Source organism: Croceicoccus naphthovorans (genome assembly GCF_001028705.1).
Lineage (GTDB): Bacteria > Pseudomonadota > Alphaproteobacteria > Sphingomonadales > Sphingomonadaceae > Croceicoccus > Croceicoccus naphthovorans.
In genome coordinates this window covers 2,818,072-2,830,878 of sequence record NZ_CP011770.1, presented here as the reverse complement: position 1 = coordinate 2,830,878, position 12,807 = coordinate 2,818,072, and the positions used below count along the sequence as shown (strand labels likewise).

The following is a 12,807-nucleotide window of genomic DNA, read 5'->3' as shown; positions in this document are numbered from 1 at the left end:
CGTTGTCGATCTGGGGAAAGACTATGCGCATCGCTGTCCTGTCATTCATGCTGGCGATCTTCGCCGTGCCTGCACAGGCGCACGAAGGGCACGACATGCCACCCGGTTCGAACGAGATGTTGCGTGCGCCCGTCGCTGCAGCGCCGGAACTGGAAGTCATCATCTCCGACGTCATCATTCCGGCTGGCGTGCAGGTTCCGCGCCATTATCATCCGGGCGAGGAATTTCTCTACGTGATAGAGGGCAGCGCGACGCAGGTTGAGGAAGGCAAGCCCGATCAGGTTTTGGGCACTGGCCAGAGCTATGTGATCGCCCCGCGCGCGATCCATGAACCCATCGGCGGGCCGGAAGGAGCGCGCGCTATCGTCTTTCGCGTTCACGTCAAGGGCCAGCCCGAACGCATCCTCGTGCCGTGCGATAATGAAGCCGATGCGGCGGAGTAACGAATCCGGTTGACCGCCGCCGCTGGCACGGCGAGGGCAAGCGTCATGAACCTGACCGACGACATTGCCCTAGCCGCCCGCCTTGCCGATGCGGCGGGGGCGGCGATCCGCCCGCATTTCCGCACCGCGCTGGACAGCGACCGCAAGGGCGACGCCACGCCCGTGACCATCGCCGACCGAGAGGCGGAGAAGGCGATGCGCGCGATCCTTGGCACCGAACGGCCCGGCGACGGCATCATCGGCGAGGAATTCGGTAACGAGCGCAGCGGGGCCAGCCGCCAGTGGGTGCTCGACCCCATCGATGGCACAGCGGGCTTTCTGGCGGGCCGCCCGATATTCGGCACCCTGATCGCGTTGATGGTCGATGGCTGGCCGTTGGTCGGGATCATCGATCAGCCGATCAGCGGCGAACGCTGGGTCGGGGCGATGGGCATGCCCACGCTGTTCAACGGCGCGGAAACGCGCACACGCCCCTGTCGCGAACTGTCGGGCGCGACGCTGGCCACGACCGGGCCGCACTATTTCGACGATCACCAAGGCGAGCACTTCATGGCGCTGGCCGCGCAGACCGATCACAAACGGATGGTGATGGGCGGCGACTGTTATAACTACGCAATGCTCGCATCGGGGCAGCTGGACGTGGTGTGCGAGGCGGGGCTGAAACTCTATGATTTCGCCGCCCTGATCCCGGTGGTCGAGGGTGCGGGCGGCACGATGGCGGACTGGAACGGCGATCCGCTGAACGCCGACAGCGACGGCCATGTCATCGCGCTGGGCGATCCGGCGCGGCTGGAGGACGTGGTTGAGGCGCTGACCTGCCACCACTGACGTTTCGCCACGCCCTGAACCGGATCTCGACAAAACATGACGATGCAGCTTTTCCTCTACGGTACGCTGATGGGCGAGGCGGATACCGCGAAAGGCCGCTGGCTGCATGAGCGTGTGTCGCAAGTGCAGCCCGCCACGGTGCCGGGCGTGATCTATGCGATTCCCTCGACGCAAGGCTGGTACCCCGCGTTGCTGCGCGGGCCGGGCCGGGTGCGCGGCGTGGTGGCGGAGTGCGCGCTGGAACGGCGCGACGTGGCTCGGCTCGACCGGTACGAGGGGCACGAATACCGGCGCAAGGCGATGCGCGCGCGGACTGCGGACGGCACCACCGTGGCGCAGGCGTGGATCTGGCGCGGGCCGCTGCCAAAAGGCGCGGTGGCGATTGCCGATGGCGATTTTCTCGGTTGGCTGGCGAATAGCGGAAATGCGATCCTGAACGGTCGCAACGGGTTCTGATCGAACCTGTCACCGCACGGTATAAATCGTGACAATTGGCCGTTTCCGGCAGTTCATAAGCGAAATGTTAACCCTGCAGGCCGAGACTGGCGCACGACCAGACGCGAATTGTCAGGCTTGGGAAGCATGATAGCATTGTACAAATCGATTGTGCCCGGCGCGCTCTTTTCATGGATCGTTTCGATGATCCTGATGAACGGCGGCACTACCGGCGGTGCGCTTTACGTGCACAACATGACGATCCATACGGTGTCGTTCCCATGGTCGTGGATGCTGTTCGTGGGCGGATCGGCGTTGGCGTGGTTCATCCTCTTCGCGATGGAATGAACCTGGCACGGCCTACGGGTCTGACCTTGCTCACAACGCTTGCCTTTTGTCGCGCCCCGCTGTAGGCGCGCGCACTTCAACGACACGTGATTCCAAAGCCAGCCTGGCTGAAAGGGCTGCCAGGGCTGGTTGAGCGTGTCTTCGAAAGGAGACGAAAATGCCCAAACTGAAGACGAAGAGCGGCGTTAAAAAGCGCTTCAAGCTCACCGCCACCGGCAAGGTCAAGCACGGCGTCGCCGGCAAGCGCCACCGCCTCATCAGCCACAACGGCAAGTACATCCGCCAGAACCGCGGCACCACCGTGATCAGCGACGCAGACGCGAAGACGATCAAGAAGTGGGCGCCCTACGGGCTGAACTGAGGAAGGATTAGCACATGGCACGCGTCAAAAGGGGTGTAACCACCCGCGCAAAGCACAAGCGGCTTCTGGATCAGGCGAAGGGCTATCGCGGCCGTCGCAAGAACACGATCCGCGTCGCCCGTCAGGCCGTCGAAAAGGCCGGTCAGTACGCCTATCGCGACCGCAAGGTTAAGAAGCGCAACTTCCGCGCCCTGTGGATTCAGCGCATCAACGCCGCTGTCCGCGCCGAAGGCCTGACCTATTCGCAGTTCATGCACGGCGCCAAGCTGGCCGGGATCGAGCTGGACCGCAAGGTCATGGCCGACCTCGCGATGAACGAAGGCGCCGCATTCGGCGCGATCATCGCCCAGGCGAAGAAGGCTCTGCCGGCCTAAGCCGAGCTGCTTTCAAGGCACAGAAAAAAGCCCGCCGGTCCATCGCGGATCGGCGGGCTTTTTCGTGCGCGATTATAGCGTCAGTCCAGCATCGAGGCCGGAACCTTGCCGCCGTTGTTGGCCAGCGCCTGCATGACCCGGCGGTGCAGAGCGATGTTCTCTTCCGCCTTGCCCGAATAGTCGTTGTCGCCCAGTTCGGTCGCCAGTTCCTTGCGGTTTTCATAGCTGGAATCGATGCCGACCAGCTTCATCAGGTCGACGATGGATGTTCGCCAGTTGAGCCGGTCTGCCCCGTCCATCTCCGCCAGCCGCGCCTCCACATCCACGTCATCCATCACGCCCGCATTGGTCGTGGTGGCGGTGGGCGACGGCATGCCGCCCGGCGGGGTCGGTTTGACGTGCCCGTCGCGTCCCACGGTCTGGCCGTCGACCTTTATCTCTACGTCGTGCTGTTTCTTCTTGCCGAAGATCTTGTCGCGAATGCTGCTGAAAATACCCATGCCGCTGGCTCCTGAATAGTGGCCGCATGTGGCGCGGCGTTACAGGAGATTCAGCGTTTGGCGGACAGGTCGGTTCCCCGGCCCGCCCACCTATGGCTTCAGCGCAGCGAAACCGCCGTGCCGGAGCAGCTGACCATCAGCATCGAGCCGTTCTGGCCCAGCACTTCGTAGTCGAGGTCGACACCGACGACGGCATTGCCGCCCAGCTTCGTCGCCTCTTCCTTCATCTCGGCAATCGCTTCGCGCCGGGCGCGGGCCAGCACTTCCTCGTACTTGCCAGAACGCCCGCCGACGAGGTCGGTGATCGAGGCGAAGAGATCGCGGAACAGGTTCGCGCCGACGATAACCTCGCCCGTCACGATGCCGTGATATTGCGCGATCTCGCTACCCTCTACCGAAGGCGTGGTGGTGACGATGATGCCACCGTCGCTGTTGCCCCAGGGGCTGGCCATAATCGCTTCTCCTATTGCATAGACCCGGTCTTATTGCCCCAAGGTTGCGGCTAGGTGAAGCCTTACTCCCCCTCTGCCGCGCCCTTCAGCTGGCGCAGCATATAGGTGTATTGCAGCGCCCAGTACTGCGCGTCCTGCTTCGGATCGGCCCCGGCGGCGTGCCCGCCCTCAGTATTCTCGAAGTAGTAGAACGGCAGATTCAGCTCAGCCATGCGCGCCGCGAACTTACGGGCGTGCGATGGGTGCGTGCGGTCGTCGGCGGTGGAGGTCGTGATGAAGGGCACCGGATAGTCCACGCCGGGCTTCAGCGCATGATATGGCGACCGTTCCAGCCAAAAAGCCATCGCGTCGGGGTCTTCGTTCACAAAGCCGTATTCGCCCTGCCACGATGCGCCCGCGCCGATCTTGCTGAGGCGGATCATGTCGAGCAGCGGCACCTGGATCGACACCGCGTTCCACAAGTCGGGACGCTGGGTCATCTCTACACCGGTCAGCAAGCCGCCATTCGATCCGCCCATAATGCCCAGATGCTTCGGGCTGGTCAGTCCGCTGGCGATCAGGTCCTCGCCCACCGCGGCGAAATCGTCAAAGGCCAGCTGGCGTTTGGTGCCGAGCACGGACTGGTGCCATGCCGGGCCGAACTCACCCCCACCGCGAATGTTGGCCAGCACCCATGCGCCGCCGTTTTCCAGCCAGAGCTTGCCCGCCTGCGCGCTGTAGCTTGGGGTCATGCTGACCTCGAACCCGCCATAGCCATAGAGGATCGTCGGCGTCGTGCCGTTCATCGGCACGTCCTCACGATGAACGAGGAAGTAGGGAATCTTCGTGCCGTCGCTCGACGTCGCGAACTTCTGTTCGACGACCAGCCCGGTGCTGTCGAACATCGCGGGCATCGTGCGCAGCACTTCGGACTTGCCGGTTTCGGCATCGGCCAGAATCAGCTGGTTGGGATTGAGGAAACCCGCCGCGCTGATGAAGAACCTGTTGCTGTCCTCGTCCGCAGAGATCAGCGACAGGGTCTGGTTGTCGGGCAGGTCGATCGCCTGCTGCGTCCAGCCGCCGTCGGCCTTGGGCGCAAAGGCCCAGATCTTGCCGCGCACGTTGTCCAGGCCCGAAATCAACAGCCGGTCCCGGGTCGAAGCCATCGCTTCGTAGGCTTGGCTCGGCCCCGGTTGCCAGACGAGTGTCGGCTTCAGGTTCGCCGGGTCGGCCAACAGTGCCTCGCGATCGATCGACAGGACAGAGCCGGAGGGGAAGGCGGTACCGTTCGCGGTCCAGTCTTCGGACAGCTTCATGATCAGCCGGTTCGCCATCAATCCGCGAACTTCGCTCTGCTGCGGCAGGGCAAGCGGGAGAAGACCGCGCGGCGTTTCGACGTGATAGGTGGTGTGGAAAAAGTCGATCGCGCGCGAGAACACGGTCAGCGTGTGCCCCTCATGATCGCGCATGACAGAGCCAGCGGCCGCGACATCGCTCTTCTCGCCGCGGAACACCTCGGTCGCGTCGGCCATCGCCTGACCGCGCTTCAACCGCTTTACAACCATCGGGTAGCCGGATTCGGTCAAGTCGGACCCGTCGCCCGCGAAGTCGGTGCCGACCAGAAGGCTGTCGGCGTCTTCCCACGATATCTGGTTCTTGCCCTCTGGAATCATGAACCCGCCATCGACGAAGCTGCGCGTGGCGATGTCGAATTCGCGCACCGTCACCGCGTCCTTGCCGCCGTCGGACAGGCTGAGCATGCAAAGGCGCTCTTCGGGCTCAAGGCAGTTCACGCCCTTGTAGACCCAGGATTTACCCTCGGCATTACCCAGCGCGTCTATGTCGAGGATCGTCGTCCATTCGGGCTTGCCGCTGCGATAGCTGTCGAGCGTTGTCTTGCGCCACAGCCCGCGCAGGTTCTGCGCATCGGTCCAGAAATTATAAAGCTCGCCCTTGCGGAAGCTGGGCCATGCGATGCGATCCTGCGAAGAGGCAATCGCGAAAGCCTCGTCGTAAAGCGTCTGATAGCGCGGATCGCCTTTCAGCGTGGCCAACGTCGGGGCGTTGGTTTCCTCGACCCACGCCAGCGCGCGGTCCGAAGTCGTTTCCTCCAGCCAGACGTAGGGGTCTTGCGTGGCGTTCAGGGTGGACACGGCGGTCTCCTCAGGCGGGGTGGTGGCGGTTGTCGCGCAGCCGGAAAGGGCCGCGGCCGCAATGGCGGGAAAGGCGATCGATAGTGTCTTGCGCAAGGGAGGAAACTCGCATCATCCGGTTACAGGGGAAACCAATAGATAGCGATGCGAACGGGCGCGGCAAGACGTTTCAGGACGATGGATTGAGCGCAAGGCCGCGCAGGTCCAGCCCGCTTGGCTCTTGGTACAGGCGCAGGCCGAATTCGGGCAGGATAGCCAGCAAGTGGTCGAACAGGTCGGACTGGATCGCCTCGTACTCGGCCCATGCGATGGTGTCGGTGAAACAATAGATTTCCAGCGGCAGGCCCTGCGCCGTGGGCGACAACTGGCGGACCAGCATCGTCATCCTGTCGGTAATGCGCGGGTGTGCCTTCAGATAGGCCGCGACATAGGCGCGGAAAGATCCGACGTTGGTGATCCGCCGCGCGTTCACCCGGTCGCAATCGCCGGACAGCGCCTTGCTGTTCCACGCGCGCAGTTCCTCGTCCTTTTTCGCAAGATAATCGCCCATCAGGCGGAACCGGCGCAGGCGGGCCAGTTCGTCCTCTTCCAGAAACCCGATGGAATTCTGGTCAAGATTGATCGCCCGCTTGATCCGCCGCCCGCCAGCCTGCCGCATGCCGCGCCAGTTGCGATAGGATTCGCTGATCAGCTTGTGCGTAGGGATCGTGGTGATCGTCTTGTCGAAGTTTTGCACCTTTACCGTGTGCAACGCGATGTCGATCACGTCGCCATCGGCATTCAACTGCGGCATCTCGATCCAGTCGCCGACGCGCAGCATGTCGTTGGTGGACAACTGGACCGACGCGACGAGCGACAGAATCGTGTCCTTGAACACCAGCATCAGCACCGCCGCCATCGCGCCGAGGCCAGAAAGCAACAGCAGCGGCGAGCGGTCCATCAGCGTCGCGATGGCAAGGATCGCCGCGCCGCCATAGACGATGATCTTGAACAGCTGGACATAGCCCTTGATCGGACGGTCCTTCGCCTCTGGCCGGCGGGCGTAGAGTTCGTTCACATAGTTCAATGCGCCAGAGATCGCGAAGGCGACCGACAGGACAATCAGCGCACTGCACACGTTGTGCACGACGATGACCGCCGCCTCTGGCAAATGGCGGACGAGCTCGATGCCGACCGAGATAATCATCAGCGGCACGACATTGGCCAGACGCGCGGCGGCCTTGTCTGCGGTCAGGCTGCGGGTATCGAGAAACGGCGCGGCGGCGCGCAGGATCACTTTCTTCAGCACGAAGTTCGCGGCCAGCGCGGCAATCGCGATTGCGACGATCCCGATCAGCGCCTGCATCCAGTCGGTCTGTTCGAAGAAAAGGGCGTTCAACTTGTCCATGGCTTGCGCGCCTAGTCGTTGAGCCGGGGCCAAGGCAAGGGTAACGACCCCCTGCCGAGCGGCGACCGTCGGATGACCGCAGGGTTAAAGCGATTGCGACGCGCGGTGCATGGCGCAATGATGGTCCAACCGGATCGCAACCGATGGAGGGTAGGATATGGGATTGCTGGATCAGATCATGGGCAAAGGCGGTGTGCCGTTCGATGTCGAGAACATGGCCACGAAGCTGGGTATCGATCCGGCGCTGGCGGAAAAGGCCGTGGTGGCGCTGGGTCAATCGCATCAGGAGCCGGGCGATACGGTGACGCTGGCATCGGAAAAGACCGGACTGGATACCGGCATTCTGGGCCAGATCGTTCAGCATATCGGCGGTGAGGGTTCGCTTACCGAATTCGCCGGGATGCTCAATTCGCACCCGCAGGCGGCCTCTATCCTGAAAATGCTGGACCGCGATGGCGACGGCAATGCGCTGGACGATATCGCCGACATGGCCAAGGGTTTCTTCGGCAAACGCTGACAGCGGGCCGGTGTCGGGCGTTGCTCCGTCCACGCGGACGGACTAGGGCGAGCGAATGAGCGATATTGTCCTGTCCATCCTTGTCCTTGCCGCCATTGTCATGGTTTTCGGCGCGGTGCTGGCGTGGCGGCACGGAGACCGCAAGCGCGCGGGCCTGATGCTGCTTTTGACCATAGTGATGGCGGTGAACGTCGGAATATGGACGATCCCCGCGCCGGGCGATGCGACGACATTGTCGGAAGAAGCCCGCAAGGCGGACTGAAAGGCCAAAGCCGCGAAGACCTAGTCCTCGATCTCCATCCCGCCCTTGAACAGGGCGATGGCGCGGCCTTGCACAGGCTGCTTGTCGAACGGGGTGTTCCCGGCCTGCGCGGCCATGCGGTCCGAACTGACGATCCACGGTTTGTCCGCATCGACGATGGCGATGTCGGCTTCCAGCCCGGCCTCCAGCTTGCCGGCCGGGACGCCAAGGATCGCGGCGGGATTGGCGCAGAGCAATTCGCAAGCACGCGGCAGGTCGATCACGCCGTCGCGGACAAGGCCCAGCGTCAGCGGCAGCAGCGTTTCGGCCCCGGCCATGCCCGGCGCGGCATCGGCGAAGGGCAACCGCTTGTCCTCCGGCCCGCGCGGATCGTGGCCGGATGCAATAACATCGATGGTCCCGTCGGACAGCGCGGCCAGCACCGCCTGACGGTCGCTCTCCGCCCGCAAGGGGGGCGAGAGGCGGGCGAAAGTCAGGAACCCGTTGACCGCGATGTCGGAGAGCATGAAGTGCGCAGGCGTCACGCCGCAAGTCACGCGCGCACCGCGGTCCTTGGCCGCGCGCACGATGTCGAGTGCACCGGCCGTCGTAACCTGCCGGATATGCAGGTGCGCTCCGGCAATCTCTGCCAGAGCAATGTCGCGCGTCACGGCCAGCGCCTCAGCCTCGGCAGGGGCGCTGGACAGGCCAAGCCGGGTCGCGATTTCGCCATCGGTGGCCACCGCGTCGCCCGCCAACCCTGCATCTTCGGCATGGGCGATGAAAGGCAGGCCCAGCATCGCCGCGTATTGCAGCACGCGTAGCATGACGCCCGAATCGCCGATCCACTTGCGGCCCGAAGACACCGCCCGCGCGCCCGCTTGCTGCATCATGCCCAGTTCGGGCAATTCGTTGCCCTCCATCCCCTTGGTCGCCGCGGCGATGGGGTGAACCCAGAAATCGGGCTTTCCGTAACTAGCCGCGAAACGGACGCGCGCCGGATAGTCCAGCGGCGGATTCTGGTCGGGCATCAGCGCGGCGCGGGTCACGCCGCCGAAGTGGAAGGCGGGCTTGTCGATCTCGAACACGCCAAGATCGATCAGGCCGGGCATGACCAGCTTGCCCTTGGCATCGTAAGTGCGGTCGCCATCCTGCGCGGTGACATCGCCCACAGCGACGATGCGGTCCCCTTCGCAGCGGATCGTGCCCGAGCAAGGTTCGCCGCTGCCGGTCAGCAACCTGCCGCCGGTGATGGTCAGGGGTGGCAGCGGCCTCATGACAGCGCCCATCCGTCGACGCGGCGCGCGCGGCGGGTCAGCACGTCAAGGCAGGCCATGCGGATCGCAACGCCCATTTCCACCTGCCGGGTGATGGCGCTTCGTTCGATCATGTCGGCGACGTTGGAATCGATCTCGACACCCCGGTTCATCGGCCCCGGATGCATGACCAGCGCATGCGGGGCGGCGCGGGCCAGCCGTTCCAGCGTCAGCCCGTAAAGGTGGCGATATTCGCGCGCCGAAGGGATGAAAGGACCGCTCATCCGTTCATTCTGAAGCCGCAGCATCATGACCACGTCGACACCGTCGATCGCCTCGTCGAAGTTCAGGAAGGGCGTGACCCGCATCCGCTCGATTGCGGCAGGCATCAGCGCGGGCGGCGCACAAACGCGAACTTCCGCGCCCAGCGCCGACAGCAGCAGCATGTTCGACCGCGCCACCCGGCTGTGCAGGATATCGCCGCAGATCGCCACTTTAAGCCCGTTAAATTCCTCTAGCCCCCGCCCACGCAGCCATTGCCGCATGGTCAGCGCATCGAGCAGCGCCTGCGTCGGATGCTCGTGCCGCCCGTCGCCCGCATTCAGCACCGGGCAATCGACCTTGTCGGCGATCAGCCGCACCGCGCCCGAACTTGCGTGCCGGATCACGATGGCATCGGCGCGCATCGCGTTCAGCGTCGTCGCCGTGTCGATCAGGGTCTCGCCTTTCTTCACGCTCGACTGCGCGGCATGCATGTTGACGACATCCGCGCCCAGCCGCTTGCCCGCGATCTCGAACGACAGCAGCGTGCGGGTGCTGTTCTCGAAAAAGGCGTTGATGATGGTCAGGCCCGCCAGCGCATCGACATGCTTGGTCGGCTGGCGGTTCAGCGTGACCCACTGCTCCGCCTCGTCCAGCAGGTACAGGATCTGCCACGGGGCCAGTTCGGAAATACCGGTCAGGTCCTTGTGCGGGAAAGCCGCGCCCCCGGCGGGATAGCGGGAGGAAGGAGAGGGTGCCGTGCCGGTCATTGCAAGGCTTGCGCCCTAATGCGCTATTTCGCGCTCGGCAAGTCGGCGTTTGAAGATAGCTTTGGCAGATCGGCGTGCGTCATTTGCCGAATTGCATTTGCCGCCGCCGCCATGCCCGCCTAGTCAGGGGGTAACTACCGCGCCGCATCGGCGCGACATACGGGAACGCATATGTCCTTCGCCAGCAAGGTCTGGAAACTGCTCGTCGCCATAAAGGACGGGCTGGTCCTCTGTTTTATCCTGCTCTTCTTCCTCGGCCTCTATGCCGCGCTGTCGTACCGCACGCCCGCGGCAAAGGTGCATGACGGGGCGTTGCTGCTGTCCTTGAGCGGGGTGGTGGTAGAGGAACCGCAAGCGGTCGATCCCTTCGCTTTCGTCTCGCCGCTGGGTTCGGTAACGCAGGAACATCGCGCGGCCGATGTTGTGCGGGCGATCGAAGGTGCGGCAACCGACGACCGGATCAAGGTCGTCGTGCTCGACCTCGATTTCTTTTTCGGCGGCGGTCAGGTGACGCTGGGCGACATTGGCGAGGCGATGGACAAGGTGCGCGCGGCGGACAAGCCGGTGCTGGTCCACGCGCTGGCCTATACCGCAGACAGCACGCAACTCGCCGCGCACGCCAGCGAGGTCTGGCTGGACCCGATGGGTGCGGCGATGATCGGCGGGCCGGGCGGAAGCTACCTGTTCTGGGGCGGACTGGCGCAGGAATACGGGGTGACGGTCAACGTCTTCAAGGCGGGCCGGTACAAGAGCGCGGTCGAACCCTATACCCGCACCGAATTTTCCGACGATGCCAAGCAGGACCTGAACGGCGTGCTCTCCGCGATCTGGTCCGAATGGGGCGATGAGGTCGCCAAGGCGCGGCCCAAGGCGAAGCTGGCGGCGCTGATCGCCGATCCGCAGGCTGCGACCGATGCGGCGGGCGGCAACCCCGCGCAGGCGGCGTTGAACAGCGGCTTGGTCGACAAGCTGGGTACCTGGGAAGAGTTCGAGGATCGCGTGGCCGAGCTGGCGGGCGATAACGAGGATGCGGGCACCGCCGACATTCCTTTCGCGCACACCGCCTATCAGGACTGGATCGAGGCGGAACCGATGAAAACAGGCGGCAAGGCGATCGGCCTTGTCACCGTGGCGGGCACGATCATCGATGGCGAGGCTGGACCCGGAACCGCGGGCGGCGACCGCATCGCGGCGCTGCTGGACGATGCGCTAGATGACGAACTGGCCGCACTGGTCGTTCGCGTCGATTCGCCGGGCGGGTCGGTCACGGCATCCGAACGTATTCGGCAGGCGATCCTGCGCCACAAGGCGAAGGACATTCCCATCGTCATATCCATGGGCAATATCGCGGCCAGCGGCGGGTACTGGATCGCCACCTCTGGCGATGCGATCTTTGCCGAACCGGCAACGATCACCGGTTCGATCGGCGTCTATGGCGTTTTGCCGACGGTAGAGGGCACGCTGCGCAAGTTCGGCGTCGGCGTCGATTCGCTGGGCACCACGCCGCTTTCGGGAGAGCCCGACGTCTATGCGGGCCTCTCGCCCGAGTTCGAGGCGGCCATGCAGGGGCAGGTGCGCAGCAGCTATGCGCAGTTCCGCGAACTGGTCGGCACATCGCGCAAGATCGCGCCCGAGCGGGTCTTCGAACTGGCCGAAGGGCGCAGCTGGCCCGGAGGCGCGGCGCGGCAGGTCGGGCTGGTCGACCGGCTGGGCGGCCTGGACGCGGCGCTGGCCTATGCGGCGCAGCAGGCGGGGGTCGAGGGCGACGACTGGCACGTCGAACGGATCGAGAGCAAACCGGAGGGGCTGGCCGCATTCCTGTCGGGCCTGACCGGCGCGGAATCGGAGACCGAGGCACGCCGCGCCGACGTTGCGGGCATCTTTGCCGCACGGCGCGATGCCGCGATACTGACCGCGTTCAACGATTTCGGCAGCCTGATGGCCGGATCGCCGGTGCAGGCGCTGTGCACCACATGCCCGGTCCCGCTGCGCATGGTGCAGACCGAGCAGCGCGGGCCGCAATGGTTGCGCGCGCTGCGGCTGCTGGCCGACTAGAACTCTTGAGGCGGTGCCTCTGGCGGGGCGGCGGGTACGTCGATATCGGGCGCCGGTTCGGTGATCTCGCCCGGATCAGGCGTGGGGTCGATCTGCGGCTGCTCGTCCGGGGTGATGACAGGCGGCGTTTCCGGCGGTGCGCCGGGATTGATCGTGTCGGGCGGGGGTTCTGGATTGGTAGCCATGCTATCGAAACGCTCCATTGACGCGGTATATCCCGTCATACTTGCGCTTTTCGCAGGGCTTCGATAGAGGCGCGCGGACCTGTTTCCTGCCGCCAAGGGCAGCGACGGTTGGCCGCGGGCGTGGCGGAACTGGTAGACGCGCTGGTTTTAGGTACCAGTATCGCAAGATGTGGGGGTTCGAGTCCCTTCGCCCGCACCAGTCCGCTGTGCAACGGCCACCGGCGCGAATGCCCGGATAATGGCGGCTTTTGACCGTTTTTGA

16 protein-coding genes and 1 tRNA gene are annotated in these 12,807 nt (G+C 64.4%); 10 read left to right on the top strand and 7 right to left on the bottom strand.

The genetic code is table 11. From position 1 onward, the window contains the following. The first annotated feature begins 23 nt into the window (after nucleotides 1-23). From AB433_RS14170 to rplT, 6 genes are all read left to right on the top strand, one after another. Nucleotides 24-443, top strand: coding sequence for a cupin domain-containing protein (locus tag AB433_RS14170; protein WP_053059184.1), 420 nt, complete (start codon nucleotides 24-26; stop codon nucleotides 441-443). A gap of 45 nt (nucleotides 444-488) precedes the next feature. After that, nucleotides 489-1,271 carry a histidinol-phosphatase gene (hisN, locus tag AB433_RS14165; RefSeq protein WP_047821889.1) on the top strand — a complete coding sequence of 261 codons (783 nt, stop codon included), beginning with the start codon at nucleotides 489-491 and terminating at the stop codon, nucleotides 1,269-1,271. 36 nt (nucleotides 1,272-1,307) lie between these two features. Then, on the top strand, nucleotides 1,308-1,727 hold the full coding sequence (locus AB433_RS14160) for a gamma-glutamylcyclotransferase family protein (RefSeq protein WP_053059183.1): 420 nt from the start codon (nucleotides 1,308-1,310) through the stop codon (nucleotides 1,725-1,727). A gap of 126 nt (nucleotides 1,728-1,853) precedes the next feature. Beyond that, nucleotides 1,854-2,054, top strand: a complete 201-nt coding sequence (locus tag AB433_RS14155; protein WP_047821887.1) for a hypothetical protein — start codon at nucleotides 1,854-1,856, stop codon at nucleotides 2,052-2,054. Nucleotides 2,055-2,211: 157 nt separating this feature from the next. Further along, nucleotides 2,212-2,415, top strand: coding sequence for a 50S ribosomal protein L35 (gene rpmI / locus AB433_RS14150; RefSeq protein ID WP_047821885.1), 204 nt, complete (start codon nucleotides 2,212-2,214; stop codon nucleotides 2,413-2,415). Nucleotides 2,416-2,429: 14 nt separating this feature from the next. After that, nucleotides 2,430-2,789, top strand: coding sequence for a 50S ribosomal protein L20 (rplT, locus tag AB433_RS14145; protein ID WP_047821884.1), 360 nt, complete (start codon nucleotides 2,430-2,432; stop codon nucleotides 2,787-2,789). An 80-nt stretch (nucleotides 2,790-2,869) separates the two neighbouring features. On the opposite strand, the gene AB433_RS14140 is transcribed toward rplT, so the two are convergent. The 4 genes from AB433_RS14140 to AB433_RS14125 form a co-directional block, all read right to left on the bottom strand. Further along, on the bottom strand, nucleotides 2,870-3,289 hold the full coding sequence (locus AB433_RS14140) for a DUF3597 domain-containing protein (protein ID WP_047821882.1): 420 nt from the start codon (nucleotides 3,287-3,289) through the stop codon (nucleotides 2,870-2,872). A 98-nt stretch (nucleotides 3,290-3,387) separates the two neighbouring features. After that, nucleotides 3,388-3,741 (bottom strand): YbjQ family protein, encoded by a 354-nt coding sequence (locus AB433_RS14135; protein WP_179944984.1) that lies wholly within the window; start codon nucleotides 3,739-3,741, stop codon nucleotides 3,388-3,390. Between the two features lie 62 nt (nucleotides 3,742-3,803). Next, the gene (locus AB433_RS14130) at nucleotides 3,804-5,873 is read right to left on the bottom strand and encodes a prolyl oligopeptidase family serine peptidase (protein ID WP_047824173.1); all 2,070 of its coding nucleotides are present in this window, start codon (nucleotides 5,871-5,873) and stop codon (nucleotides 3,804-3,806) included. 169 nt (nucleotides 5,874-6,042) lie between these two features. Then, nucleotides 6,043-7,260: a mechanosensitive ion channel family protein gene (locus AB433_RS14125; RefSeq protein ID WP_047821880.1), complete on the bottom strand. Its 1,218-nt coding sequence runs from the start codon at nucleotides 7,258-7,260 to the stop codon at nucleotides 6,043-6,045. Between the two features lie 157 nt (nucleotides 7,261-7,417). On the opposite strand from AB433_RS14125, the gene AB433_RS14120 reads away from it, so the two are divergent. Both AB433_RS14120 and AB433_RS14115 read left to right on the top strand, forming a co-directional pair. Beyond that, the gene (locus AB433_RS14120) at nucleotides 7,418-7,777 is read left to right on the top strand and encodes a hypothetical protein (protein ID WP_047821878.1); all 360 of its coding nucleotides are present in this window, start codon (nucleotides 7,418-7,420) and stop codon (nucleotides 7,775-7,777) included. Between the two features lie 55 nt (nucleotides 7,778-7,832). Continuing rightward, nucleotides 7,833-8,039 (top strand): hypothetical protein, encoded by a 207-nt coding sequence (locus AB433_RS14115; protein WP_047821877.1) that lies wholly within the window; start codon nucleotides 7,833-7,835, stop codon nucleotides 8,037-8,039. Between the two features lie 20 nt (nucleotides 8,040-8,059). Here AB433_RS14115 and AB433_RS14110 read toward each other — a convergent pair whose 3' ends face one another. Beyond that, on the bottom strand, nucleotides 8,060-9,295 hold the full coding sequence (locus AB433_RS14110) for a dihydroorotase (protein ID WP_047824170.1): 1,236 nt from the start codon (nucleotides 9,293-9,295) through the stop codon (nucleotides 8,060-8,062). After that, on the bottom strand, nucleotides 9,292-10,305 hold the full coding sequence (locus AB433_RS14105) for an aspartate carbamoyltransferase catalytic subunit (protein ID WP_047821874.1): 1,014 nt from the start codon (nucleotides 10,303-10,305) through the stop codon (nucleotides 9,292-9,294). The genes AB433_RS14110 and AB433_RS14105 overlap by 4 nt, the downstream gene beginning before the upstream one ends. Nucleotides 10,306-10,476: 171 nt before the next feature. Between AB433_RS14105 and sppA the strand changes: the two genes are divergently transcribed. Continuing rightward, nucleotides 10,477-12,360 carry a signal peptide peptidase SppA gene (sppA, locus tag AB433_RS14100; RefSeq protein WP_053059181.1) on the top strand — a complete coding sequence of 628 codons (1,884 nt, stop codon included), beginning with the start codon at nucleotides 10,477-10,479 and terminating at the stop codon, nucleotides 12,358-12,360. On the opposite strand, the gene AB433_RS14095 is transcribed toward sppA, so the two are convergent. Beyond that, nucleotides 12,357-12,545: a hypothetical protein gene (locus tag AB433_RS14095; protein WP_047824166.1), complete on the bottom strand. Its 189-nt coding sequence runs from the start codon at nucleotides 12,543-12,545 to the stop codon at nucleotides 12,357-12,359. The two genes, sppA and AB433_RS14095, sit on opposite strands and share 4 nt — an antisense overlap. 114 nt (nucleotides 12,546-12,659) lie before the next feature. On the opposite strand from AB433_RS14095, the gene AB433_RS14090 reads away from it, so the two are divergent. Next, nucleotides 12,660-12,744 (top strand) — tRNA-Leu (locus AB433_RS14090). Nucleotides 12,745-12,807 lie beyond the last annotated feature (63 nt).

Coding starts and splice junctions, on each gene's coding strand:
- AB433_RS14170 (WP_053059184.1), top strand. CDS start 24: ATGCGCATCGCTGTCCTGTCATTCATGCTGGCGATCTTCGCCGTGCCT.
- AB433_RS14155 (WP_047821887.1), top strand. CDS start 1,854: ATGATAGCATTGTACAAATCGATTGTGCCCGGCGCGCTCTTTTCATGG.
- hisN (WP_047821889.1), top strand. CDS start 489: ATGAACCTGACCGACGACATTGCCCTAGCCGCCCGCCTTGCCGATGCG.
- AB433_RS14120 (WP_047821878.1), top strand. CDS start 7,418: ATGGGATTGCTGGATCAGATCATGGGCAAAGGCGGTGTGCCGTTCGAT.
- AB433_RS14140 (WP_047821882.1), bottom strand. CDS start 3,289: ATGGGTATTTTCAGCAGCATTCGCGACAAGATCTTCGGCAAGAAGAAA.
- AB433_RS14125 (WP_047821880.1), bottom strand. CDS start 7,260: ATGGACAAGTTGAACGCCCTTTTCTTCGAACAGACCGACTGGATGCAG.
- rpmI (WP_047821885.1), top strand. CDS start 2,212: ATGCCCAAACTGAAGACGAAGAGCGGCGTTAAAAAGCGCTTCAAGCTC.
- AB433_RS14115 (WP_047821877.1), top strand. CDS start 7,833: ATGAGCGATATTGTCCTGTCCATCCTTGTCCTTGCCGCCATTGTCATG.
- AB433_RS14105 (WP_047821874.1), bottom strand. CDS start 10,305: ATGACCGGCACGGCACCCTCTCCTTCCTCCCGCTATCCCGCCGGGGGC.
- AB433_RS14095 (WP_047824166.1), bottom strand. CDS start 12,545: ATGGCTACCAATCCAGAACCCCCGCCCGACACGATCAATCCCGGCGCA.
- AB433_RS14110 (WP_047824170.1), bottom strand. CDS start 9,295: ATGAGGCCGCTGCCACCCCTGACCATCACCGGCGGCAGGTTGCTGACC.
- AB433_RS14135 (WP_179944984.1), bottom strand. CDS start 3,741: ATGGCCAGCCCCTGGGGCAACAGCGACGGTGGCATCATCGTCACCACC.
- rplT (WP_047821884.1), top strand. CDS start 2,430: ATGGCACGCGTCAAAAGGGGTGTAACCACCCGCGCAAAGCACAAGCGG.
- sppA (WP_053059181.1), top strand. CDS start 10,477: ATGTCCTTCGCCAGCAAGGTCTGGAAACTGCTCGTCGCCATAAAGGAC.
- AB433_RS14160 (WP_053059183.1), top strand. CDS start 1,308: ATGACGATGCAGCTTTTCCTCTACGGTACGCTGATGGGCGAGGCGGAT.